This window comes from Streptomyces sp. GQFP (genome assembly GCF_021545335.1).
GTDB lineage: Bacteria > Actinomycetota > Actinomycetes > Streptomycetales > Streptomycetaceae > Streptomyces.
Window position 1 is genome coordinate 984,026 of sequence record NZ_CP089312.1, and the last position, 22,702, is coordinate 1,006,727.

General features: G+C 69.5%; 17 protein-coding genes and 1 pseudogene. 3 read left to right on the forward strand and 15 right to left on the reverse strand.

Going from position 1 to position 22,702, the window contains the following annotated elements; genetic code table 11:
- Nucleotides 1-119: 119 nt before the first annotated feature.
- A complete protein-coding gene (locus LUX31_RS04475; RefSeq protein WP_235473238.1) occupies nucleotides 120-1,268 on the forward strand; it encodes an acyl-CoA dehydrogenase family protein in 1,149 nt (382 codons plus the stop codon).
- 405 nt (nucleotides 1,269-1,673) lie between these two features.
- Here the strand turns inward: LUX31_RS04475 and LUX31_RS37800 are convergent.
- The 15 genes and pseudogenes from LUX31_RS37800 to LUX31_RS04550 all read right to left on the reverse strand — a co-directional run.
- Nucleotides 1,674-2,014 (reverse strand): annotated as a pseudogene (locus tag LUX31_RS37800) (IS1634 family transposase); the annotation flags it as partial.
- 10 nt (nucleotides 2,015-2,024) lie between these two features.
- The gene (locus tag LUX31_RS04485; RefSeq protein ID WP_235473241.1) at nucleotides 2,025-3,518 is read right to left on the reverse strand and encodes an aldehyde dehydrogenase family protein; all 1,494 of its coding nucleotides are present in this window, start codon (nucleotides 3,516-3,518) and stop codon (nucleotides 2,025-2,027) included.
- Between the two features lie 112 nt (nucleotides 3,519-3,630).
- Complete coding sequence (locus LUX31_RS04490; protein WP_235473243.1) at nucleotides 3,631-4,854, reverse strand: cytochrome P450; 1,224 nt, start codon at nucleotides 4,852-4,854, stop codon at nucleotides 3,631-3,633.
- A gap of 78 nt (nucleotides 4,855-4,932) precedes the next feature.
- Nucleotides 4,933-5,790 carry an SDR family NAD(P)-dependent oxidoreductase gene (locus tag LUX31_RS04495; protein ID WP_235473245.1) on the reverse strand — a complete coding sequence of 286 codons (858 nt, stop codon included), beginning with the start codon at nucleotides 5,788-5,790 and terminating at the stop codon, nucleotides 4,933-4,935.
- A 41-nt stretch (nucleotides 5,791-5,831) separates the two neighbouring features.
- The gene (locus LUX31_RS04500; protein WP_235473246.1) at nucleotides 5,832-6,476 is read right to left on the reverse strand and encodes an HAD family hydrolase; all 645 of its coding nucleotides are present in this window, start codon (nucleotides 6,474-6,476) and stop codon (nucleotides 5,832-5,834) included.
- A 46-nt stretch (nucleotides 6,477-6,522) separates the two neighbouring features.
- A complete protein-coding gene (locus LUX31_RS04505; protein ID WP_235473248.1) occupies nucleotides 6,523-9,324 on the reverse strand; it encodes a PEP/pyruvate-binding domain-containing protein in 2,802 nt (933 codons plus the stop codon).
- Nucleotides 9,325-9,647: 323 nt separating this feature from the next.
- Complete coding sequence (locus LUX31_RS04510) at nucleotides 9,648-12,368, reverse strand: AAA family ATPase (protein WP_235473250.1); 2,721 nt, start codon at nucleotides 12,366-12,368, stop codon at nucleotides 9,648-9,650.
- A 46-nt stretch (nucleotides 12,369-12,414) separates the two neighbouring features.
- The gene (locus LUX31_RS04515; RefSeq protein WP_235473252.1) at nucleotides 12,415-13,182 is read right to left on the reverse strand and encodes an SDR family NAD(P)-dependent oxidoreductase; all 768 of its coding nucleotides are present in this window, start codon (nucleotides 13,180-13,182) and stop codon (nucleotides 12,415-12,417) included.
- Entirely contained in the window at nucleotides 13,179-13,673 is a 495-nt protein-coding gene (locus LUX31_RS04520; RefSeq protein ID WP_235473253.1) for a MaoC family dehydratase, read from the reverse strand. Before LUX31_RS04520 ends, LUX31_RS04515 begins: the two co-directional genes overlap by 4 nt.
- A gap of 3 nt (nucleotides 13,674-13,676) precedes the next feature.
- Nucleotides 13,677-14,159 carry an FAS1-like dehydratase domain-containing protein gene (locus LUX31_RS04525; RefSeq protein ID WP_235473256.1) on the reverse strand — a complete coding sequence of 161 codons (483 nt, stop codon included), beginning with the start codon at nucleotides 14,157-14,159 and terminating at the stop codon, nucleotides 13,677-13,679.
- Entirely contained in the window at nucleotides 14,156-15,451 is a 1,296-nt protein-coding gene (locus LUX31_RS04530) for an acyl-CoA dehydrogenase family protein (protein WP_235473257.1), read from the reverse strand. The genes LUX31_RS04525 and LUX31_RS04530 overlap by 4 nt, the downstream gene beginning before the upstream one ends.
- Nucleotides 15,448-16,407, reverse strand: a complete 960-nt coding sequence (locus LUX31_RS04535) for a hydroxymethylglutaryl-CoA lyase (RefSeq protein ID WP_235473259.1) — start codon at nucleotides 16,405-16,407, stop codon at nucleotides 15,448-15,450. Before LUX31_RS04535 ends, LUX31_RS04530 begins: the two co-directional genes overlap by 4 nt.
- Before the next feature lie 21 nt (nucleotides 16,408-16,428).
- A complete protein-coding gene (locus LUX31_RS04540; protein ID WP_235473261.1) occupies nucleotides 16,429-17,577 on the reverse strand; it encodes an acyl-CoA dehydrogenase family protein in 1,149 nt (382 codons plus the stop codon).
- Nucleotides 17,574-18,812 carry a CaiB/BaiF CoA transferase family protein gene (locus tag LUX31_RS04545; RefSeq protein ID WP_235473262.1) on the reverse strand — a complete coding sequence of 413 codons (1,239 nt, stop codon included), beginning with the start codon at nucleotides 18,810-18,812 and terminating at the stop codon, nucleotides 17,574-17,576. Before LUX31_RS04545 ends, LUX31_RS04540 begins: the two co-directional genes overlap by 4 nt.
- Nucleotides 18,809-19,789 (reverse strand): DUF7065 domain-containing protein, encoded by a 981-nt coding sequence (locus tag LUX31_RS04550; RefSeq protein WP_235473263.1) that lies wholly within the window; start codon nucleotides 19,787-19,789, stop codon nucleotides 18,809-18,811. Before LUX31_RS04550 ends, LUX31_RS04545 begins: the two co-directional genes overlap by 4 nt.
- A 176-nt stretch (nucleotides 19,790-19,965) precedes the next feature.
- Between LUX31_RS04550 and LUX31_RS04555 the strand changes: the two genes are divergently transcribed.
- Nucleotides 19,966-21,399, forward strand: a complete 1,434-nt coding sequence (locus LUX31_RS04555) for an OB-fold domain-containing protein (RefSeq protein ID WP_235473264.1) — start codon at nucleotides 19,966-19,968, stop codon at nucleotides 21,397-21,399.
- Nucleotides 21,399-22,604 carry an acetyl-CoA acetyltransferase gene (locus LUX31_RS04560; RefSeq protein ID WP_235473265.1) on the forward strand — a complete coding sequence of 402 codons (1,206 nt, stop codon included), beginning with the start codon at nucleotides 21,399-21,401 and terminating at the stop codon, nucleotides 22,602-22,604. Before LUX31_RS04555 ends, LUX31_RS04560 begins: the two co-directional genes overlap by 1 nt.
- The last annotated feature ends 98 nt before the right edge of the window (nucleotides 22,605-22,702 follow it).

Below are 22,702 nucleotides of genomic sequence, written 5' to 3' on the forward strand. Positions count from 1 at the left end.
GATGGCCGTCAATGGATGAGCCGGGAAACGCCGAGGACCATTGTCACGGTCGCGGCCGGACTCTATATTTCTACATAGAATTTGAATCAGGTCAACGAGTTGCCCCGGAGGCCGATCACGTGATCGCCACGATGACCGCGGAGCGGGAGGAACTGACGCGGCTCGTCCGCCGGTTCCTGGCGGAGCGTGCGCCGCTGTCCGAGACACGACGCTTTCTCGACACGGGTGGATTCGACCCGGCCGTGTGGGAGCGGATGGGCAAGGAGCTCGGTCTGCAAGGGCTCAGCCTGCCCGAGGAGTTCGGCGGTGCCGGCTACGGCACCGCCGAACTCGCCCTCGTCGTCGAGGAGATGGGCCGCACGCTCTACAACGGCCCCTTCTTCTCCACCATCTGCCTCGCGGCCACGGCCCTGCTGGCATCCGGCGACACCGAACGGCACAGCGCGCTGTTGACCGGCCTGGCGGCCGGCGAGGTCACCGCGTCCCTCGCGTTCGCCGAGCCGGGCGGACCCTGGGACGGTGCGACGTGTTCGACCCGCTGGGAGCGGGACGAGGCGGGCGGGTACCGGTTGTGGGGCGCGAAGACCCTGGTCGTGGACGGCGAGTCCGCCGACCTGCTGCTGGTGACGGCAGCGAGCGCACAGGACCCGTCCGCCCTTTCACTGTTCGTCCTTGAGGGGGTGGCGTCAGGGGTTCGTCGGCGCATGCAGCCCGCTCTCGATCAGACGCGGGGGCTGGCAGCCGTGGACCTGGAGGCGGCCCCGGCGATGCTGGTCGGCGAACTGGGCGGTGCCGGGCCGGTGTTGCGCCGCACCCTCCAGCGGGCGGCGGTACTGCTGGCCGCCGAGCAGGTGGGGGGAGCCCGGGGCTGCCTCGACATGGCCGTCGAGTACGCCGGCGCCCGGGCGCAGTTCGGCCGCGCCATCGGGAGCTTCCAGGCCGTCAAGCACCGCTGCGCCGACATGCTGCTCGATGTCGAGACGGCCCGTTCGGCGGTCCTGTACGCCGTCTCCGTTCTCGACGGTGCCGACGGGCGCGATGGCGTCGATGAGTACGGTGACCCGGCCGAGGCGGCGAGCCTGGCGCGGGCGCACTGCTCGGAGGTCTTCTCACGGGTGGCTTCGGGCAATGTGCAGATCCACGGCGGCATCGGCTTCACCTGGGAGCACGACGCCCACCTCTACCTCAAACGCGCCAAGAGCTCCGAGGGACTGCTCGGCAGCCCCAGCGAGCACCGGGAGCTGCTTGCCCGGTCGATGAATCTGTAAGTGCCCGCGGGGACGTGTGGCTCAGAGCGAGTATCCGCCGTCGACGTGAAGGCGTGCACGATGTTGCCTGCGGTGTCTTTGGGGGCGGGTGGCTCTGGTTTGGTTGCGAGGCCTGGTTGGGCGCGGAGTGTTTCGATCCTGCGGCGCAGATCGGTAGTGGCGTAGAGGACGTCGAGGCTGATCCCGCCGGTGCGGGCGACCGACCGGAAGGTGATCTCTTGCTGGGTTTTGACGAGTTCGCGGATCGCGGTCTCGGCTCGTGCGGTGGCGGTCTCACGTTTGCGACGGGCTGCGTGGCGTAGTGCTTCGGCTCGCCGCTGGGCGACTGTACCGGGCTCGTTCGCGCCGGATGGGTCGGCGCGGTTTTTGGTGTGGCTCGTGACGAGCTCGGCGATCAAGGATGGGTAGGCCGAGTGCGGTGAGGATCGCGGTCTGGCTGCTGGTGAGTTCGGTGCGGCGGCGGAACGTCCGGGCGGGCCGGTCAAGGTGCCCAGGTGGACGCGGTCGAGTTCGCGCCGCAGGTCGGGCCGGCGCCGGCCGGTGCGTGTTTCGGCGACACGGATCAGCAGCAGCCCCAGCCGGCAGAACAGGACGTGGGAGCGGATGCGGTCCTCGCGGCGGTGGTGGACCAGCCGGAGGTCGAGCACGGTCTTCATCTCGCGCCGGCCGCGCTCGACCTCCAGAAGTTACTTGTACCCCAGGGCGATACCCTCGGACGACAGTGTCGGGTCGCTGGTGCGTGGTAGGTCGGAGCCGTTAACCGTTCCCGAGATTGACGTAGACCGACTTTGTCTGGGTGAACGTCTCGATCGAGCCGGTGCCGAGTTCGGTTCCGTGGCCGGATTGCCTGCGGGCCGCGAAGGGCACGTTGGAGGACAGCACTCCATAGGTGTTGACCCACACGGTGCCGGCGCGCAGTGCCCGCGCGCCGCGGTGCGCGCGAGAAACGTCGTTGGTCCAGATTCCGGCGGCGAGTCCGTACGGAGTGTCGTTCGCGATCGCGTAGGCCTGTTCGTCGCTGTCGAACGGAATGACCGAGAGCACCGGCCCGAAGATCTCCTCCTGGGCCACCCGCATCTCGTTCGACACGTTGGTCAGGATCGTCGGCTCGACGAAGTACCCGACATCGCCGACGGTGTTACCGCCGAAGGCGATCTCCGCGCCCTCGCCCCGGCCGATATCGATGTAGTCCATGACCCGGCGCAATTGCACATCGGAGACCAGCGGCCCCATCGTGACGGAAGGATCGAAGCCACTGCCCAGCTTCATGGGCTTGGTGAACTCGACGAGTGTCCGAACGAATTCGTCGTGGATACGGCGTTCTACGAGCAGACGGGTTCCGGCCAGACATGCCTGCCCGGAATTACCCCAGGCCGTCGCTACCGCGCCCGCGGCCGCGTCGGCCAGGTCGGCGTCGCCGAAGACGATGTTGGCGCTCTTGCCGCCGAGTTCGAGGTGTACCGGCTTGAGTGGATCGGAGGCCAGCGCCTGGATACGGCGCCCGGTGGCCGTCGATCCGGTGAACACCACGGCGTCGACGTCGGGGTGCCGGACGAGCCGGGCGCCCACGTCGGCGCCGGTGCCCTGCACCACGTTCACCACGCCCGGCGGGATGCCGGCTTCCAGAGCCAATTCGGCCAGCAGGAGTGCGGACAGCGGCGTCTGTTCGGCAGGCTTGATGACAATACTGTTGCCGCAGGCGACGGCCGGCGCCATCTTCCACATGAACGCGCCCGCCGGCCCGTTCCACGGAATGATCCCCACACATACACCGATCGGCTCGCGCGCCGAATACACGTGCATGCTGTCCGCGGCCGGATGAACAACCCCGTCCAGCTTGGACGGCCAGCCGGCGTAGTAGGTCACGATCTCCTCGCACATGCCCACCGTGTAGTCGGCGAAGACTCTGGGCATGCCGTTGTCGAGCACATCGAGTTCGGCGATGGCCGAGGCGTGCTGCCGCAGGAGTTCTCCGAACCGGCGCAGCACACGCTCCTTCTCGAACGGCGCAAGACCGCGCCACCGGCCGTCGTCAAAGGCCCGCCGGGCCGACTCGACCGCCGCGTCGACATCCCCGGTGCCACCCCGAGCAACCTCGGCGATCTTGGCACCGGTCGCCGGATCGGTCACATCCATGGTCGCCCCGTCGACGGAGGCACACACCTTGCCGTCCAACAGATGACCGAGCACTGGCCGGGCCAGGAAAGACCGCGTGCTCTCCGACAGCGACGGCTCGTACACCTGGGTCATGTCGCTACTCCTCCCGCATCGTTGGGGGTGGTCAGCAGGACCAACTCGCCACGGCCGTCCCGCGCCCGCGTGTCGCCCTGCGCAGTGCCGCCTGGATCAAGCTGACCGCCTTCTACCGTCCGCACCGGACGGGGAGTTCGACCGGTCCACGAGCCGGTCCAGGGCGGTACTGCACGTCCTCTCCGGGGATCAGCAGTTCGAACGTGCCGAGTTCGCAGATCGCCGCGATCGCGAGGCGGAGTTCGCGACGAGCGAGGGGAGCCCCGAGGCAGCGGTGGATGCCTGCCCCGAAGGACACATGCTTGGCATGGTTGTCCCGACCGAAGTCCAGAACGTCAGGATCGGGGAACGTTTCCGGGTCGCGGTTGGCCGCCGCCCAGTTCAGGATCACACGCTCGCCCTTTCCCATGGGGCAGCCTCGAAGCTCGGTGTCTTCGGTCAGAGTGCGGGCCGCGGCCGGGACAGGCGCTTCGAACCGGAGGAACTCGTCGACGGCACGGTCGATCTCGGAGGCCGGCCGGCCCCGAAGTTGCCGACGCAGGGATGGATTCACGGCCAGTTGCCGGGCGACGTTGCCGAGCGCGGAGGCCGTCGTCTCCATGCCTGCGATCACGACGAGCAGCATGGTCTCCAGCCGTTGCCGGTCGTCCATGGTGAACGCCCCGTCGAGGCCGGCGTGGGCGATCGTGCCGACAAGGTCGTCGCGCCGGCCCTCACTTCTGCGGTTCTGCATCATCTCCGAGCACCACGCTCCGAGCTGGGGGATGTTTTCTACCGCCGATTCGGGGCGGAAGAAGAGCTCGTCGATGATGCCGATCACCCAGTCGACGTCCTCGGGCCGTTCGCCGTGGAGAAACGTCCTGAAGAAGACCTGCGATGGCAGGGCCATCGTGAAATAGCGGACGAGATCGCACGGGCTCAGCTCGACGCACTTGTCCAGCAGCTCACCGATGATGCCTCGGATGAGCGGCTCCGTCCGCTCGAGCTCCTTGGGCATGAACAGTGGGCTCAGGACTTTACGCACCTCACGGTGAAACGGCGGGTCGGTCTCGAGCGGGACCATCCGGAACACGTCGAGATCGAACTGGACCGGAGCGGCACCGTCGGCGGAGCTGTACTGCCTCCAGTTCTGGGCGGCGGTACTCACGTCGTCATGGCGGTTGAGCAGCCAGAAGCCGTCATGCTGATCCGACCATCCGACCGGGCAGTGCCCCAGGATGTCCTGAGTCCGCTCCCAGAGGCTGTTGGCGAGGGTGGGGTCCAGGATGTCGAAGTCGACCGTCGGCCTCTGACCTGCGCTCGCCTGGGGTGCGGCGCCTCCGCTGTCGGTCTCCATGTGGGTCTCCTTTCGCGGTTCTCGAAACGATGTGGACGGGCGAGGCCGCGTCGCACCTCGCTGGGGGCCGGACGCGGGTCACGTCAGGCCGTAACCCATTCCGCCGCCGACGACGTGCACGTGCCCGTGGACGTAGTTCGACAGGGGAGAGCACAGGTAGAGAATCGAGTTCGCCGCTTCCTGAGCCGTACCGCTCCGCCCGAGCGGCACCGGCATGGGCCGCGGCGCGTACAACTCCTCGTCGGTCATCTCGCGTCCGGGCTCCATGCCGAGGTTTCTGGCGGCGGTATCGGCCAGACCCACCTGAACCTCGCGGCCACCGACCACGACGCGGCGGTCACTCTGGGCCGGGGCGGCGAGCCGGGTGGAGATCCCGCCGAATGCGACGGCGTTGACGTTGATCTTCAGCGGGCCCCACTCGTTGGCCAGTGCGCGGGTGAGTCCGATCAGCCCGGATTTGGCCGCCGCGTAGTTACCGGCACCAACCTGTCCGAGGGCCGCCGCGACGGAGCTGACGTTGACGACCTTGCGAAACCGTTCGATCCCTTGCGCGGCCTCCGCCTTGGCCGGCCCGCGCAGGTGCGGCGCGGCGGCGCGCAGGATCCGGAACGGCGCGACGAGGTGGATGTCGAGCTGGGCTTGAAACTGCTCGTCGCTCATTTTGTGGAGCAGACCGTCCCAGTTGTAACCCGCGTTGTTCACCACGATGTCGAGCTGGCCGAACGCGTCGATCGCCTGGCCTACCAGAGCGTCCGGCGCCCCCATAGCGGTGAGATCTCCGACGAAGCCGATCGCGGACTTCCCGCCGATCTCGCTCACGAGCCCGTTCACCCGGTCGCCGTCGAGGTCGGCCACCACGACCCTCGCTCCGTGCTCCACCAGGGTCAGCGCGGTAGCCCGCCCGATCCCCTGAGCACCGCCGGTCACGATGGCCACCCGGTCCTCAAGCATGGGGCCCGACGCCCCGGTCCGGCCGCTCACGCGGAACGGACCAGTGACTCGAGCCGGTCGATGGCTGCTTCGGTGTCGTCGTCGGCCAGAACGGTGTGCATACCGACGCTCCGGGCTCCGTCGAGGTTCCCCGCCATGTCATCGATGAACACGGCGCGCTCAGGAGGCACCGAACCGAGTCGGTCCAGAGCGAGTTCGTAGATCGCCGGGTCCGGCTTGCGGACGTTCACATCGCAGGAGGCCACGACCACGTTGAACAGATCGTCGGTGTCCAGTTTGGAGCGCCAGGAGTCGGAGAACTCCCGGGCGGTGTTGGTCACCAGCGCCGTCCGGAAGCCGCGCTCGCGCAGCTCGCTGACATAACTCACCATCCTGGGCCGCACCGGCATCCGGGCCACCACCTCGACCAGGCCGGCCAGGTTGACCGTCCAGCCGCGCCGAAGCCCTTCCGACCGGCCCCAGTCGTCAAGTTCCCGCAGGGTCATCTCGCCCCTTTCGACTTTGTGCAGGGGGCGGTCGCCCGCATCGGCGGCGTATGCGCCGAAGAAGAACTCGAAGAACTCTGCCGGGTCGGCGCCGGCGGACTCGGCCAACAGACGCATGCTCGGCCCCGGAAGTTCCGTGAGGACACCTCCGTAGTCGAAGAGAACGGCCTCGATCGTCTGCCCCATGGCTCACTACCTCGTTTCACGAATCGGCGACGTTGTGGCTTGGGTGTCAGCTGCCCGGCGTGGCAGCGGCATCCACGGTCGGATGGGAGCCGACGTGGCCCCCCGCGAGGTCGCCATCACCGTCTTCCTCGATGATCGTGACCTGGCCGGTGGTGCCGTTGACGGTGATGGTCGCGCCGTCCGGGATGAGCTTTTGCGCCTTCGGAAGCTGGACCGCCGGGAAGCCGTACTCGCGGGCGATGCACGAGGCGTGGGAGAGCATTCCACCGGTCTCGACGACAACGCCCTTGATGAGCAGGAAGACCGGTGTCCAACCCGGATCGGTGGCATGGGTCACGAGGATCTCGCCCTGCCGCACTCGTACGACGTCAGCGAGGGTGGGAACCACCCTGGCCACGCCGGTCACGGTGCCAGGGCTGTTACCGGTTCCGCGCATCGCGTCACTCCCGGCGGTGCCGGCCTGGAGATCGACCGCCCGGCCTCCCCGCAGGAACATGGGTAGCTCGGCCTCACCGTGGTGGATGCGGTCGCATTCCCTTCGCCGGGCGGCGATCTTCATGTTCAGCAGGCTTCGATGGGGCACGTGTCCCTTCAGGACGTCGTAAAGCTCGTGCTTGCTCAGGTAGTGGTATCCGTCGGGTTCGTCGATGTGACCGCGTTCGTGGACTCGGCGTCCGATCTCCACGAACCCGCGCTTGAAGCTCATCATGATCCGGTCGGTCGGGCTCTGCCGCTCGTTGTCCCGTGCCACGATCCACCGGTGCATCACGCGGTAGGTGAACTTGAAGGCCTCGGCCTTCAACCGCCCCAAGGGTTGCCGGCCTATCGTCGTCACGACCGACTCATAGGCTTCCGCGCGGCGACGGTTGGTCTCCCGTTCCTGTGCCATGGGGTCCAAGTTGGCGAGGTCTTCCATGTTGAGGAAGGTTTGGAACGAGCCGTAGTCGAGCGCGGGGTCTTCGCAGCGGCGGGGATAGATCATGTCTCGGTCGGCTTCTCCGCGGTGCCCGTACTCCCGCGCCCACGGCTGGTACTCGGCCAGGAACTCCCGGCCCTCGGGTGTGGTCTCGAGTTGGGCGAAGAACTCCCCGTCCCGGTACTCCCGGAACGTCTGGAGAAGGACCTCCGAACCCGCGATCCGCTTCGCGAAACCGACTAACGCCGTGTTCTCTTTCAGGGTGTCGGTCTGCTCGTCGCTACCGGTGAGGAGCTGCCCCAGCACCTGCTGCCAGTCCTCGTTCCCGTACCAACGCTGGAGAATCTTCGCGAGTATCAGCATCCATTCACGGAAGTACACGTAGAAGCCGACATCGAACTCGGCGTTGTACTCCTCCTCCAGCCGGAGCATGTGCTCGGTGTAGTCCCTGACCTCGGTGTCGGACATCGTCCGCAGCTGGTCGGCCGGAAGCCCGTTGATCTCCGGCCGCGCGGTTCGCCACCGCTCCAGCCGGTCCGGCAGATGGTACGGATTCGCCCGCGGGTCCGCGGCGATCACCGCGAGGTGGAAGCGCAGGTAGGCGGCGTAGCTGAAGGGCGCTGTCACGATCTCCTCGCGCTGCGCCGGGCTCAGCCATTCGAGCATTCCGGGCCGCAACGCGGGAATCCCCACGCGCTCGACGACCTGCCGCTCCCAGTCGGTGTTGTAGTAGAAGGTGCCCTTGTGGTACTTGAACAGCCGCAGCCGGGACAGATGGGGTAGCCCGGCCAGCATCGCCGCCCGGCCCCAGCCGTTCGTGTTGATGTGCTCGTAGCGCGCGGTGTAGGTGAGCGGGGTGACCGCTCCGGTGTTGACGGCATCGGAGAACGCCCGGGTCCAGACGACGTCGTCGCCCGGCTCGGTCATGTGCCAGGGGAACATGCTCGCGTCGACCTCGGCGTCCCACGAGAACTCGACCCCGGTGATCGGCCGGGACTGCAGCAGGTGGAGCCGGCCCCCGGCGAAGGCCCACTCGATGTCCTGGGGAACGCCTCCGTAGTGCAGTTCGATCCGGCGACCCAGTTCGGCCAGCGCCACGGCCTGCTCGTCGGACAGCGACAAGGCATCCTGCTCCTGCGGTGCGACGGCCTCGGTCACCGCGCCGTTACCGGTGGCGTGGTCCCGCACCATACGCACCGGCTTGGTGCCCGCGACGCTTTCCCGGATCCGCAGGCCGCGGCTGTCCACCGTGTACTGGTCGGGCGTGACGATGCCCTGCACCACCGCCTCGCCCAGCCCCCAGGCCGAGTTGATCACGATCTCGTCGGTCGCTGTCGTCACCGGATTGCCGGTGAACATGACTCCGGAGGAGTCCGACTCGACCATCGCCTGCACGACGACCGCGATCCGCGGCTCGGCTCGGTCGAAGCCCCTGTCATGACGGAACGAGGTCGCCCTGGCGGTCCACAACGAGGCCCAGCACCGCTTGACCGCGTCGACAACCTGGTCCGCGCCGCGGATGTCGAGGAAGCTGTCGTGCAGGCCCGCGAACGACGCGTCCGCCTGATCCTCCGCCGTGCCCGAAGACCGCACCGCCACGAAGACGTCGGTACCCAACTCGCCGTAACCTGCTTCGACGTCACGACGGATCGCGTCGGGTACCGCCGCCGCCATGATGGCGTCGCGGATCTCGCTCGTCAGCTGGTCCACCTGCGCGGGCGCGCTCCAGTCGATCGCGGCAAGCGCGTTCGCGATCGACTTGTGCAGGCCGTTCTCGTCGAGGAACAGGCAGTAGGCGTCCGTCGTCACGGTGTACCCGGGAGGTACATCGAAACCGGCACGGGTCAGGGACGTCAGATTGGCGGCTTTGCCGCCGACTTTCGCCAGTTGGTCCGCGCCGTCGTCGTCGAACCGGAGAAGGTAAGCGGTCATCGGTTGCCTCCCAGCGATACGTGCGGCTCAAGTCGAGCATCTCGGCAGTCGGGGGCGACCGGAACCGTAACCGGTACGGCCCTCCCGGTCGGCTACTACGGTGGTTGCCCCGCCGGGCACAGCTACTTGACCGGCGCTGGGTTCATCCCCGGAAGGAGCAGGTGTCCCGAATCGACGGGGATGTCCCGCCGGTGACCGCCGCCACCAGATCCGAGTTCAGGTAGAGCGCGGTGCCGGCGGTGACCTCAATCGGGATGTCGGCCTTCCCGAACTCCGCGCCCCTCGCGAGACCGTGTTGACATGGTGACCGCCTACGGTCCCGGTCAGCCGATCGCCCCGTCCGAGGTCTCGAGGGCACCGGGCAGTTCGGCGCGGCTGCGGATGCCGAGCTTCGCGTAGACGTGCTGGAGGTAGCTCTCGACGGTGCGGACCGACAGCCGGAACTGGTCGGCGATCTCCTTGTTCGACCGGCCGGATGCCGCCAGCAGCGCGGTGTCCGTCTCGGCCGGCGTGAGGTGGACCCGAAGCCCGATCCGCTGGACGCTCGGGGTGACAGCTCCGTCGCAACGAGCGAGTAGCGTCCGGGCGTGGCGCTCCGCCTCGCAGGCACGACGGATGTCTCCGGTGTGCCGCCAGGCTTGCGAGGCGTCCGCCATTGCTTCCGCCGCCAGTAGATCGGCACCCATCGCGGCGAAATCCGACGAGGTGTGCTCAAGACGCGCCGCGTCGCCGTCGGCCAGATGCCGCGCGTGCGCGGCGCGGGCGGTGATGAGCTCCCCTTCGATGACGGCACCGAGACCGGCCAGCCGGTCGCTGACCTCCGCCGCGGCACCCAGGCGAGCCAGACCGTGCAGTGCGGACGCGGCGCCGACGATGTCACCGATCTCCTCGCCGGTCGCGGCGGCCGCGGTGAGCAGCCGGCGCGCATCTCGGGCGTTTCCACTGACCAGCGCGGTCCAGGCGCGGGCTTGCAGAAGGTCCACCCCCATGAAGTGCGTCTCGGGCAGCCCCAACGCATCGAGGTCTGCGAGGGCGGTGCGGGCCTGTTCCGGCTCGCCGCCGAGGGCGTGGGCGAGAGCGACGTACCCGAGGCAGAAGCCCACGTACTGCGGCCGGTCGAGCTGGCGGAACAGCGCCACCGCCTCATGGCCGTAGTGGATCGACGCTCGGACGTGACCGCGCTCGCCGACCCGCTTGCACAGCTGCCAGGCGAAGAACGCCTGGGCCTCCGCCGACCGCTCCGCGAGCCCCTGCTCGTACCGACGGGTCGCCAGCGTGTCCGCCTCGATGAACCGGCCGGCGTGGGCGAGCGCCTCCCCGCGGTGGAACAGGTGGTACCACGGGTACCACTCCATCGGCATGGCCAACTCGAGGTTGGCCGCGTGCCCCCGCTCGGCCACCGCCAGCGCTTCCTCGATGCGCCCCATCCGACCGAACCCGTAGGACGCGATCACGCAGGCCCACACCAGGCCCCGGCCGTCGGCCTGCACCAGCAGCGGAGCCACTGCCTCGGCCGCCGCGCGAGGGCCATGCATGGCCAGCAGCAGCCCGCCGCGCTTCGCGGTGATCTCGTCGCGCCACGTGAGGTCGGTGACGGCGGCATCGGCCTCGTCGGCGATCACGAGCGCCTCCGGGATCTGACCGAGGAAGTAGACCTGGTTGTCCAGCCGCGCGATCGCGACCAGGGCCCGCTCGGTGTCGTCGGTCGCCTTGGCGGCCAACACCGTCAGCTGCGCCTCCGCCTGCGCACCCCGACCCTCCAGGCCCGCCACCTGAGCCGCCAGCAGCGCCGCGTCGAACCCGGCGCCAGCCCGGACCGCCGCCTCGGAAAGTCTCGCGGCGAGAGGGAAGTCGTAACGCCAGCGCGCGGTCCTCGCCGCTGCCAGCATCGGCTCCGGGCTCGCACCACCGCCATCCAGCCGCCACGTCGCGACCCGAAGCGTGTCCTCCCGCCGGCGCGCCCCCTTGCCCTCGACGACCCCTGCCAGTGACCGGGCCATGGACGGGACCCGCGACGCCGGGATCCGGCTGCGCGCCACGTCGCCGTAGAGCGGATGGGCGAGCCGGATCTCCAGCCGCGCACCGTTGCGGCTGGTCGCCAGGATTCCCTTGCGCTCCAAGCTCTCGGCCGCCTCCGTGCTCGACAACGCGTCGAGCTCCGCCGGCCCGATCACCTCCGCGAAGGACACCAGATCGAGCAACTGCCGTTCTGGCGCCGTCAGCTGCCCCCACCGCGCCTCGACCAGTTCGGAGAGCCGCTCCGACGGATGCAGGGGCCGCGCCAGGTGCCAGATCCCGTCGCTGTCGCTGAGCCCGCCATCCTCCAGCGCACCCAGCACCAGCTCCCGCAGGAACAACACATTCCCCTGGCACCGGAAGACGAACTCGGCCACCACCGCGGCATCCACCGGACCGCCCAGGACACCCGACACCACCTCGCCGATCGCCGCGGCGTCGAGACCGGCGAGATCCACCCGCTCCACGACACCATCCGCCCACAGCGCGACGACCGACTCCGGAGCCCGTGCCCCCGTGCGTAGCGTGGCCAGCGCGAAGGCGTCATGCCGGGTCACCAACTGGTAGACCAGCGCGGCCGACAGCTCGTCCAGAAGATGGACGTCGTCCACCATCAGGACCGGGCGGCGGCCGTTCCCCCGCTCGACGATCGCCGCCGCGGAGCGGCGCATCAGATCTGTCCGGTGATCCACCTCCGTCGCTCTCCCGTGATCCGACGCCGGAAGCAACGTGGCCAGCGCCCCGAACGGCACCTTCGCCGTCGCCCGTCCACCGGTGATCCGAACCGCGGCCAGCCCCTCCCGTTCGGCCGTCCGCAGCAGTTCCAGCGCCAACCGGGTCTTCCCCACACCCGCCGGACCCGCAAGGATCACCCCCGACGAATCGCCTCTCAGCAACGACCGGAGCCGCTCCAGCTCACGATCGCGACCCCTCATCGGCCACTCGCCGTCGATCAGATGACCGAACGGTGATCGGGCCGGGAAAGACCGCGTGCTCCCGGACAGCGACGGCTCGTACACCTGAGTCATGTCGCTACTCCTCCCGCGTCGTTGGGGGGGGACCAAAACTTGTGGCTCAGAGCGAGTATCCGCCGTCGACGCACAGCGTCTGACCGGTCACGTACGACGAACGCGGACCGGCGAGGAACGCCACCGCTTCGGCGACCTCGGCGGCGGACCCGAACCTTCGCAGGGCGGTCGCCCGGCGGGCCGCGTCCAGAGCGCGCTCGTCGTAGTCGCCGCTGGCCAGCAGGTCGTCCCAGAGCCCGGCTTCGATGGTGCCCACCCCGACGCAGTTGGCGCGGACGCCGTACTTGCCCTCTTCGGCGGCGATCGCGCGGGCGACCTGCTCGACCGCCGCCTTGGGCGCCGCCGAGAGCAGGTCGCGGGTCGCGTAACGCCGCAGGGCCGTGGTCACCAGGCACACCACCGTGCCCCGGGTCGCCCGCAGCGGCTCGATCGCGGGCCGGAGCAGGTTGAATCCGGCGACGGCGTCGCGCGTCATCTGCTCGGCGAACGTCTCCTGGTCGATGGCGCCGGTGTAGCGCATGGGGATCGGCGGGCCCGCCGCGTACACGACGGTGTCCAGGCGTGGCAGGCTCCGCACGAGTCGCTCGACGTCCGCCGCCGCGGTGAGGTCGAGCTGGTGAACGGTGGCCTCGCGCCCGTGGCCCCGGACCGCCTTCGCCGTCAGCCCGGCAGCCTGGGCGTTGCGGTGGTAGGTGAGCGCCACGTCGAATCCCTCGCGGGCGAGGGCCTCGCAGATCGCGGCTCCGATGCCACCGCTGCCCCCGGCGACGAGTGCCTGCTTGGCGGTCTCGGACGACGACTGCGTCAGCGTCATGTGGCTTCCCTTGTGTTTGCGGCGTCTGTGGCTACGACGTCTGTGTTGACGATGCCCGTGCTCACGGCGTCCGTGCTCACGGCGTCGCGCAGGCGCGCGTAACCGGTGACGACCTCGCGGCCGTCCGCGTTCGTGGTCCTGAGCGACAGTTCGGCCTCCGGGCCCTGTGGTCCCGCGTCGACGGAGGCCACGGTCGCGGTGGTGGTGAGTGTGTCGCCCGGCCACACCTGGCTCCTGAAGCGCACTCCGAACGTCATCAGCTCGGCCTCGTCGAGCCACTGGGTCACCAGCTTGGCGGTCAGGCCCATGGTCAGCTGACCGTGGGCGAGGACACCGGCGTATCCGGCGACCTCAGTGGCGTGGACCTCGTCGGTGTGCAGCGGGTTGAAGTCCCCGGAGGCGCCCGCGTACATGACGATCTGGGTCCGGGACAGCTCGGCGACCACCACATCGGTGCGACTGTCGCCAACGGTGAGTTCCTCGACTTTCATGGCTCAGCCCCCGACCGGTCGCTCGGTGATGACCCGTACCCGGGTGGCGGTCAGCACGAGTTCTCCCCGCTGGTCGGTGAAGCGGATGATCTCCTCATCGAAACGCAGCGTGCCGGACCGCTCGCTGTGCTTCTCCCAGGTCTTGCCCGGCTGATGCTCGACAGTCAGGACATCGCCGGGACGCAGCGGCCGGTGGTACTCGTAGTGCTGCTCGGCGTGCAGGCTCGTGCCACCCGAGCCTCCGGTGCCGGGGGCGGGGCTGCCGGGCCCCCGGCCGGATCCCCACCACGGCACATCGGGTCGCGGGCGGTAGGGCCACTCGGGGTCGAAATGGGCGGCGGAGGCGACGAACGTGGGCGGGGCCGACACGCCGCCGTGCCGCCGCGCGGCCTCGGACTCCTCGTCGTACCAGCGCGGGTCGAGGTCGCCCAGGGCACGGGCGAACATCAGGATGGCTCCGGCTTCGACCGGGAATCGGAAACTCACTTCCGCACCTCCGTAGCGGCGGCTCTGGGCTCGCGGGGCAGGCCGAGGACGTTCTCCCCGATGATGTTGCGCTGTACCTCGCTGGTACCGGCGTAGATCGTCCCGGAGTGCGCCAGGAGGAACGTGTCCTGCCACTGGTCCACCGGGTAGCCCGGTCCGGACGGCCGTACGAGCGCGTCCGGACCGGCGATGTCGAGGGCGATCGCCGCGAGCCTGAGGTGGTACTCGCTCCAGAACAGCTTCCACACCGACAGCTGCGGCCCGGGTTCACGACCGGCGGCGACCTCGGCGACGGTGCGCTCCCACATCGCCCGCAGCAGTCGGACCTGGGTGTGCGCCCAGGCGAGTTGCTGGCGGATCAGGGGATCGCGGTTCCTGCCGTTCGTACGGGCCAGCGCCACCAATGCCGCCAGTTCGCGTTCGCGCGCCTGGACGAGCATGGTCGTCGCCCGGCCCGCCGCCGCCCGCTCGAAGGCGAGCGTCGACTGCACCACACCCCAACCGTTGCCGAGGCCGCCGATGACACCTGAGAGCGGGGCCCGGGTGCCGTCGAAGAAGACCTCGGCGAACTCCTGAGCCCCCGTCATCTGCCGGATGGGACGGGCGTCGATGCCGTTGTCTCCGGGGGTGAACGGCACGATGACGTAGGACAGCCCCCGGTGCTTGGTGGCGGTGCGGTCCGTCCGGCAGAGGACGAAGATCATGTTCGCGGTGGCGAACCGGCTGGTCCACACCTTCTGACCGGTGATGACGACCTCGTCGCCGGCCACTTCCCCACGGGTCGTGGCCGAGGCGAGGTCGGAACCGGCGCCGGGCTCGGAGAAGCCCTGGCAGTACCGGTGCTCTCCCGAGATGATCGGGGGAAGGAAGTGCGCCTTCTGTTCGGGCGTGCCGTGCAGGATGACCGAGGGGCCGACCATCGACTCGCCCTGTACGCGGTCGACGCGCGGCAGGCCCGCCCGGTGGAACTCCTCGTCGAGCACCGTCATCTCCGGTGCCTGCCAGCCACGGCCGCCGTACTCCCGCGGCCAGGACGGGCAGACCAGGCGCGCCCGCAGGCAGGATCGCTCCCATGCCCGGAACAGCGGGTGCCGCTGCGCCTCGGCGTACTGCTCCTCGCTGACGGCGCTCCCCACGGAGCCGGGAAGGTCGACGCGCGCGTTCCAGTCGAGCACGTCCTGTAGGCCCGGTGGGGCGTGCTCCTTCATCCAGCCGCGCAGCCGCACCCGCAGCTCGTCGGCGGTGGTGCCGTCCGGGACGACGAGTTCCGCGATGGTGCTGCCGGGGGTCATGCCGCTCCTCGCTGCCGGCCTGCGGTGCCGGCCAGGGCCTGGACCGTGCGGGAGACGCTCGGGCGTCCCAGTTGCCCGGCCATCCAGACGCTGGTCCGCACCAGGGCGTCGAGGTCGACACCGGTCTCGATGCCGAGGCCGTGGAGCTGCCACACCAGGTCCTCGGTGGCGAGGTTGCCGGTCGCGCTCTCGGCGAAGTTGCATCCGCCGAGCCCTCCGGCGGAACTGTCCACGGTGGTCACTCCGGCCTGCAGGGCCGCCAGCACATTGGCGAGGGCCTGGCCGTAGGTGTCGTGGAAGTGCACCCCGATGCGCTCCAGCGGGATGCCGCTGTCGACCAGGTCGGCGACAAGTGCGGTGACATGACCGGGCGTTCCCGTGCCTATGGTGTCGCTCAGGCTCATCTCCGTACAGCCGAGGGCCATGAGGCGGCCGGCCACATCGACGACCCGCTCGCGCGGCACCTCGCCCTCCCACGGGTCACCGAAGGCCATCGAGACGTAGACCCGTACACCCGCGCCGGCCGACCGCGCTCCGTCGACGACGGGGGCGATCATCTCCAGCGCCTCCGCCACACTCCGGTTGAGATTGCGCCGGGAGAACGTCTCCGTGACGGAGGCGAAGACCGCGACGTCCCGCACGCCCCGGTCCAGCGCGCGCCGAAGGCCCTTGAGGTTGGGGACCAGGACCGGGTAACGGACGCCGGGGGCACGTTCGAGCCGGTCGATGAGTTCCTCCGCGTCGGCGAGTTGGGGGACCCATGCGGGGTGGACGAAGCTGGTCGTCTCGACCGTGCGCAGTCCGGCCGCCACGAGCCGCTCGACGAACTGGGCCTTCACCTCGGTGGGGACGACCTGTTTCTCGTTCTGCAGTCCGTCGCGGGCGCCCACTTCGTAGATCGTGACGCGGTCGGGCAGTCCGTCGGCCCGTACCTCCTGCGGCGCGTACATCACCATGCCGGTGCCTCCCCTCGATCGTCACAGGCCGAGCGAGCGGCCGACGATCTCTTTCATGATCTCGTTGGTGCCGCCGTAGATCTTCTGGACGCGGGCGTCGACGAACGCGCGCGCGATGGGGTATTCGGTCATATAGCCATAGCCGCCGAACAGTTGGAGGCAGCGGTCCGTCACCCGGTTCTGCAGTTCCGCGCACCACCACTTCGCCATGGCCGCCTCCTCCGCCGACAGTTCGCCGTCGACATGAGCGAGCACGCAACCGTCGATGTAGGTCTGTGCGATCCGCACCTCGGTCGCCATTTCCGCCAGCGCGAAGCGGCTGTTCTGGAAGGACCCGACCGCCTTTCCGAAGGCGGTGCGCTCCTTGACGTAGGCGAGGGTCCAGCCCAGGGCCGCGTCGGCGGCGGCAACGGCGATGGTGGCGATGGACAGCCGCTCCTGCGGGAGGTTGGCGGACAGATAGCCGAAGCCCGCGCCCTCCGTGCCGAGCAGGTTGGCGGCGGGGACCCGGGCGTCGGCGAAGAACAGTTCCGCCGTGTCCTGGGCGTGGATCCCGATCTTGTCGAGGTTGCGTCCGCGGGTGAAGCCGGGGGTACCGCGCTCGACCGCCAGCAGGCTGATGCCCCGCGCGCCCGCCGACGGGTCGGTCTTCACCACGACGATCACGAGATCGGCGTTGATGCCGTTGGTGATGAAGGTCTTCGAGCCGTTGACGAGGTAGTGGTCCCCGTCGCGAACGGCTGTGGTGCGTACGGCGCCCAGGTCGGAGCCGGTGCCCGGTTCGGTCATCGCGATCGCGGTGATGGTCTCGCCGGACATCAGGCCGGGGAACCAGCGGCCGGCCTGCTCCTCGGTCGCCAGCTGCCGCAGGTACGGGATGCCGGTGTCGGTGTGCAGGCTCAACCCGAGGCCGGAGGCGTTGACGGCGGCGGCCTGCACCTCCTCGTGCATCACGTAGTTGTAGCGGAAGTCCTGGACACCGCCGCCCCCGTACTTCTCGGGCAGGCTGATGCCGAGGAACCCGTGCCGCCCGGCGGCGGTGAAGAGTTCGCGGGGGACGATGCCGGCCCGCTCCCACTCCAGGTGGTGCGGCACGACCTCCTTGTCGAGGAAGCGGCGGAAGCTCTCGCGGAAGAGGTCGTGCTCCTCCTCGAAGACGCGGCGCCTCATACCACGCCGCGCTTGCGCAGGCCCGCCACCTCGTCGGCGGACAGGCCGAGTTCGGCGAGCACCTCCTCCGTGTGCTGCCCCAGCGCGGGAGCCGGCCTGCGGAGGTCGAAGGGCTGGCCCGTCACCGGCGCGGGCCAGCCGGTGCTGGTGTACGGGCCCGCGACCGGGTGGACCGAGTCGTGGACGATCTCGCGGGCCCTCAGATGCTCGTCCGACAGGAGGTCGAGCTTGGAGTTGGCGGGGCTGAGCGGGATGTCGTACCGGCGGGCGATGTCCACCCACTCCGCGGCCGTCCGCTCGCGGAAGACCGGGACGAGTTCATCGAGCAGATCACGTCGCCCGCCGTCGGCGAAGTCCACCGCGAAGGTGGTGTTCTTCACGTCGAGGAGGTCCTCGCGGCCGACCGCACGGCAGAAGTTGTCCCAGAACTTGTGCTCGATCGCGGCGAGCAGCACGATCTTGTCGTCCTTGGTCCGGTACCAGGTGTACTTCGGCCGCTTCCGGGGATCCATCCCCACCGGCGGCGGGGGGTTGCGGCGGTCGGTGACGCGGTCGGCGTTCCATGACATCACCGCGTCCAGGCACTGGTTGGCCAGTACCGCGTCCGCGCCCGCGGCGTCGATGTAGGCGCCCTCGCCGGTCAGGTCGCGGTGGCGCAGGGCGGCGACCGCGGTGAGGCCGGCGTACAGCGCCGTCGACAGCGGGCCGTCGATGGAGCCGGAGAAGTACTGCCCCTGCGGGTTGAGCACCTGGCGGACGACGCCTTCGTCGTCGATCTCGTACTGTTCCTGGCCGGCGACGGCTCCCATCATGTAGCCGTGCACCGGGATCTGGCCGTAGGGTCCGCGGGTGCCGAAGCCGCTGGCCTGGCAGTAGATGATGTCGGGCTTGACCTCGGCCTGCGCGGCGTAGCCGATACCGAGCTTCTCGCAGGCGTCCCCCGCGAAGCCGTCGACGAAGATGTCGGCGGTCCTGAGCAGGTCGAAGAAGATGCTCCGGCCGTCGTCGCCGCGGAGGTCGAGTTCGACGCTGCGCTTGTTGCGGTTGCAGAGCAGGTGGAAGACGCTGTTCTGCGGGGTGATCCGGTCGCCGAGTTCGCGCAGGTAGTCGCCCGTGCCGGGGCGCTCGATCTTGATGACGTCGGCGCCGAGGTCGCCGAGCAGGCGGCTGGTCTGGTCGCCGGTCGGCAGCATGGCGCATTCCAGGACGCGGATGCCCTCCAGGAGCCGGATCATGACGTGCGGAGGGATCGCAGGAAACCGCGGGCCTGGATGCCGGGGAACCACTCGATGGCCTCGCCGTACTGCTTGGAGCCGTCGTCGAGGGTCCATTCGCACAGGGACCAGAACTGCAGGTAGCGGGCCCATGGAACCCATTTGAGGACGTTCTTGCACTCGCCCTCGGCCCGCACGGTGCGTTCCAGGTCGTCGGTGCCTTCGATGACGAGCTTCCACGGGACGCCGTCGGGGCGGCGTTCGACCACCTTGCGGGTGCCGGAGACGATGTTGCTGACCTTGTCGTCCTTCTGGATCCAGCCGGTGATGGCGGGTTCGGTCGTGCCGACGACGGGGTCGCTCTCGCGCGGCTCGGTGCCCATGTTGTACATCTGGACGGCGAACCCCTTGCCGTCGTTGAACCACGGGAAGTCCCCGCGCGGATTGTCCCGGTACAGCCGGGGTCCCCAGGAGTGGTCGCGGTTGGATCCGCAGTCGACGTCGATCTCCTCGCCGTTGACCCAGACCTTGCCGCTGACCCTGCCGCCCTGCTCGTAGTGGTGGGGGCCCCACTCCTCGGAACCGTCGGGGAAACCCGCGTTGGCCACTTCCATGGTGGCGTCGAAGCGCAGATCGAACTGGCAGCCGTCGCGGTCGTACTGCATGAGGAAGGTCTTCTGCGGCTCGACGCAGCGCAGGGTGAGGCCGTTCGGCGTCGTGTAGTCGAACATCTCGGTCGTGCCGGCGGAGATGTCGAGCGGCGCGAACTCGTGCCAGTCGTGGTAGAGGCAGTCGTACATCTCCTCGCCGCTGGGATCCCAGAGCGCGACACCGGTCATGGAGAAGTTCATGTTGGGCCGGTGGTTCATGTAGACGAAGCCGCTCAGATCGCGTTCGGGCACATGGAAGGGGAACCATGCGCTCTCGTTCCAGAAGGGGCTGTCCGTCATGGTGGTCTGGTGGAAGTAGTCGTCTTCCGGCCGAACGAAGTCGACCATGAAAGGCCTCCTGGAGCGAGGGGGCGGCGCCCGCGCCATCACACGAGCCGGTGCCTAAATGAACGCAGATTTTGACTGACGACGCAAGGTGCACGCGTCTGACTGACGCTATGTGGCCACCTGGACTGAACCTGACTTAGATTATAAAATAGGCTCCTCCTTGGGGAAGGACTCCGATGACGGGCCTGCTCGCCTACGGGGCGTACGTGCCCTACCACCGGCTGCTGCGACGGGACCTGGGCGCGGCGCTGGGGAGCCGTGCGGGGAAGGGCAGCCGCGCGGTCGCCTCCTACGACGAGGACACCACCTCGATGGCTGTGGAGGCCGCCCGGAACGCGCTGCACTCCGTGCGCGTCCGCCCGCAGCGGCTGTACCTCGCGACATCCGCTCCGCCCTACCTCGACAAGACCAACGCCGCGGCCGTCCATGCCGCCCTGGGCCTCGACCGGTCCACGCTCGCCGTCGACATGGGCGGCGCGCCCCGCTCCGCGATCGGCGCACTGCTGGCGGCCGCCGACGCGCCGGTCCCCACACTCGCGCTGCTGTCCGACATCCGTACCGGGCTGCCGGGCAGCGGCGACGAGCGCGACGGTGGTGACGCCGCCGCCGCGCTGCTCTTCGGACCCGGCGGTCCCGGGGCCCCGGTGCTGGCGGAGGTCGTGGGCTCGGCGTCCACGACCGAGGAGTTCCTGGAGCGTTGGCGGCTCCCCGGCGCGCCGGCCTCGCGCACCTGGGAGGACCGCTTCGGCGGGCATGTGTACGGGCCGCTCACCGAGGATGCCTTCGCCGCCGCGCTCAAGGCCGCGGGCCTCACTCCCGAGCAGGTCGACCACCTGGTGGTCTGTGGATCGGCGTCCCGGCCGAACGCGGCGTTCGCGCGCGGTAGCGGCGTGCGCACCGGGGCGGTCGCGCCGTCGCTCACCGACAGCGTGGGCAATCCCGGGACGGCGCAGCCCGGCCTGCTGCTCGCCGACGTGCTGGACCGGGCGGTTCCCGGCCAGTACGTGGTGCTCGTGCAACTCGCCGACGGGGCAACGGCCATCGTGCTCCGTACGACCGAGCACATCGGCACGACCAGGCCCCGGGTCTCCGTCACCGGCCAGGTCACCGGGGGCTCCCCCGGGCTCGGCTACCACCTCTTCCTCACCTGGCGCGGCCTGCTCGACCGCGAACCGCCCCGGCGGCCCGAGCCCGACGCCCCCGCGGCGCCGCCGTCGCACCGCGCGAGCGGGTACAAGTACGCCTTCGAGGCCACGCGTTGCGAAGCCTGCGGGACCGTCAACCTGCCGCCGTCCAGAGTGTGTTACTCCTGCTCCGCGGTGGACCGGATGGCCGGACACCCGATGCGCGACGCCCTCGGGACGGTGGCCACCTTCACAGTGGACCGGCTGGCTTTCACCCCGAGCCCGCCGATGGTCGCCGTCGTCGTCGACTTCGACGGCGGGGGCCGTTTCCGCTGTGAGCTCGCCGACGCGGGGCCCGACGAGGTGACGATCGGGATGCGCGTCGAACTCACCTTCCGCCGCCTGCTCACGGCGGACGGCGTACACAACTACTTCTGGAAGGCCAGGCCGGTGCGGACACGAACGAACGGTGAGGTCGAGACCTGATGGCGTCGAGGGGAATTCGCGACCGGGTCGCCATAGTCGGCATGGGATGCACGGCCTTCGGCGAGCACTGGGACCGGGGCACGGACGACCTGCTGGTCGAGGCCGCCGTCGCCGCCTCGCGCAGCGCCGCGCTGCCCGTGCCGGACATCGACGCCTTCTGGCTGGGCACCTACCTGTCCGGGGTGTCCGGGCTGACGCTCAGCCGGCCGCTCCGGCTGCGGGACAAGCCCGTCAGCCGCGTCGAGAACATGTGCGCGACCGGCTCGGAAGCACTGCGCGGCGCGTGCTACGCGGTGGCCAGTGGCGCCTACGACACCGCGATGGCGGTCGGGGTGGAGAAGCTCAAGGACTCCGGCTTCTCCGGGCTGACCCGCCAGTCCATTCCCGGCGACGGCACCGGCGGCACACTGGGTACGACGTCGGCTCCCGCCAACTTCAGCCTCCTGGCGCCGGCGTACGCGCGGAAGTACGGCGTCGACACCGAGCGCCTGAAGGAGGTGTTCACCCGCATCGCGTGGAAGAACCACCGCAACGGGGCCCGCAATCCCAGGGCGCAGTTCCGCACGGAGGTCGCCAAGGAGACGATCGCCGGCTCGCCCCTGGTCGCCGGCGACCTCGGCGTGTTCGACTGCTCGGGGGTGTCCGACGGCGCCGCGGCGGCGATCGTCGTACGGGCGGAGGACGCGCACCGCTACACCGACAAGCCGCTCTACGTGAAGGCCCTGTCGTTCGTCTCCGGCGCGGCGGACGGCAACGTCGATCCGGACTACGACTTCACCACGTTCCCCGAAGTGACGTCCTCCGCCCGGGAGGCCTACCGCCAGGCCGGAGTCCAGGACCCGCGTACGGAGATCGCGATGGCCGAGGTGCACGACTGTTTCACGGTCACCGAACTCGTCCTGATGGAGGACCTCGGCTTCGCCGACCGCGGTACGGCCTGGAAGAACGTCCTCGCCGGCGCCTATGACCTCGACGGTTCACTGCCGGTCAATCCCGACGGCGGCCTCAAGGCCTTCGGGCACCCGGTGGGCGCGTCGGGTCTGCGGATGCTGTTCGAGTGCTGGCTCCAGCTGCGGGGCGAGGCGCCGCAGGATCGCCGGATCCCGGAGCCGGGCGGCAGGCTCGGCCTGACGCACAACCTCGGCGGCGGCCCCGGGGAGTGTGTGTCCTTCGTGTCCCTTGTCGGCACGGAGCCCAGGTCCTGAGCGGTCTCGGTGAAGTGGGGTGCGTTCCCGCCCCCGCCGCGATGGGGGACCTCTCGCGGCGTAGATCGTCGGGGTTGTCCCAGGGGCGCACGATCGGA

What these genes read in the sequence shown, in the direction of transcription:
- LUX31_RS04530 (WP_235473257.1), bottom strand. Translation starts at nt 15,451, where the DNA reads ATGACCCCCGGCAGCACCATCGCGGAACTCGTCGTCCCGGACGGCACC.
- LUX31_RS04520 (WP_235473253.1), bottom strand. Translation starts at nt 13,673, where the DNA reads ATGAAAGTCGAGGAACTCACCGTTGGCGACAGTCGCACCGATGTGGTG.
- LUX31_RS04555 (WP_235473264.1), top strand. Translation starts at nt 19,966, where the DNA reads ATGACGGGCCTGCTCGCCTACGGGGCGTACGTGCCCTACCACCGGCTG.
- LUX31_RS04540 (WP_235473261.1), bottom strand. Translation starts at nt 17,577, where the DNA reads ATGAGGCGCCGCGTCTTCGAGGAGGAGCACGACCTCTTCCGCGAGAGC.
- LUX31_RS04535 (WP_235473259.1), bottom strand. Translation starts at nt 16,407, where the DNA reads ATGGTGATGTACGCGCCGCAGGAGGTACGGGCCGACGGACTGCCCGAC.
- LUX31_RS04515 (WP_235473252.1), bottom strand. Translation starts at nt 13,182, where the DNA reads ATGACGCTGACGCAGTCGTCGTCCGAGACCGCCAAGCAGGCACTCGTC.
- LUX31_RS04505 (WP_235473248.1), bottom strand. Translation starts at nt 9,324, where the DNA reads ATGACCGCTTACCTTCTCCGGTTCGACGACGACGGCGCGGACCAACTG.
- LUX31_RS04485 (WP_235473241.1), bottom strand. Translation starts at nt 3,518, where the DNA reads ATGACCCAGGTGTACGAGCCGTCGCTGTCGGAGAGCACGCGGTCTTTC.
- LUX31_RS04490 (WP_235473243.1), bottom strand. Translation starts at nt 4,854, where the DNA reads ATGGAGACCGACAGCGGAGGCGCCGCACCCCAGGCGAGCGCAGGTCAG.
- LUX31_RS04560 (WP_235473265.1), top strand. Translation starts at nt 21,399, where the DNA reads ATGGCGTCGAGGGGAATTCGCGACCGGGTCGCCATAGTCGGCATGGGA.
- LUX31_RS04545 (WP_235473262.1), bottom strand. Translation starts at nt 18,812, where the DNA reads ATGATCCGGCTCCTGGAGGGCATCCGCGTCCTGGAATGCGCCATGCTG.
- LUX31_RS04510 (WP_235473250.1), bottom strand. Translation starts at nt 12,368, where the DNA reads ATGACTCAGGTGTACGAGCCGTCGCTGTCCGGGAGCACGCGGTCTTTC.
- LUX31_RS04550 (WP_235473263.1), bottom strand. Translation starts at nt 19,789, where the DNA reads ATGGTCGACTTCGTTCGGCCGGAAGACGACTACTTCCACCAGACCACC.
- LUX31_RS04500 (WP_235473246.1), bottom strand. Translation starts at nt 6,476, where the DNA reads ATGGGGCAGACGATCGAGGCCGTTCTCTTCGACTACGGAGGTGTCCTC.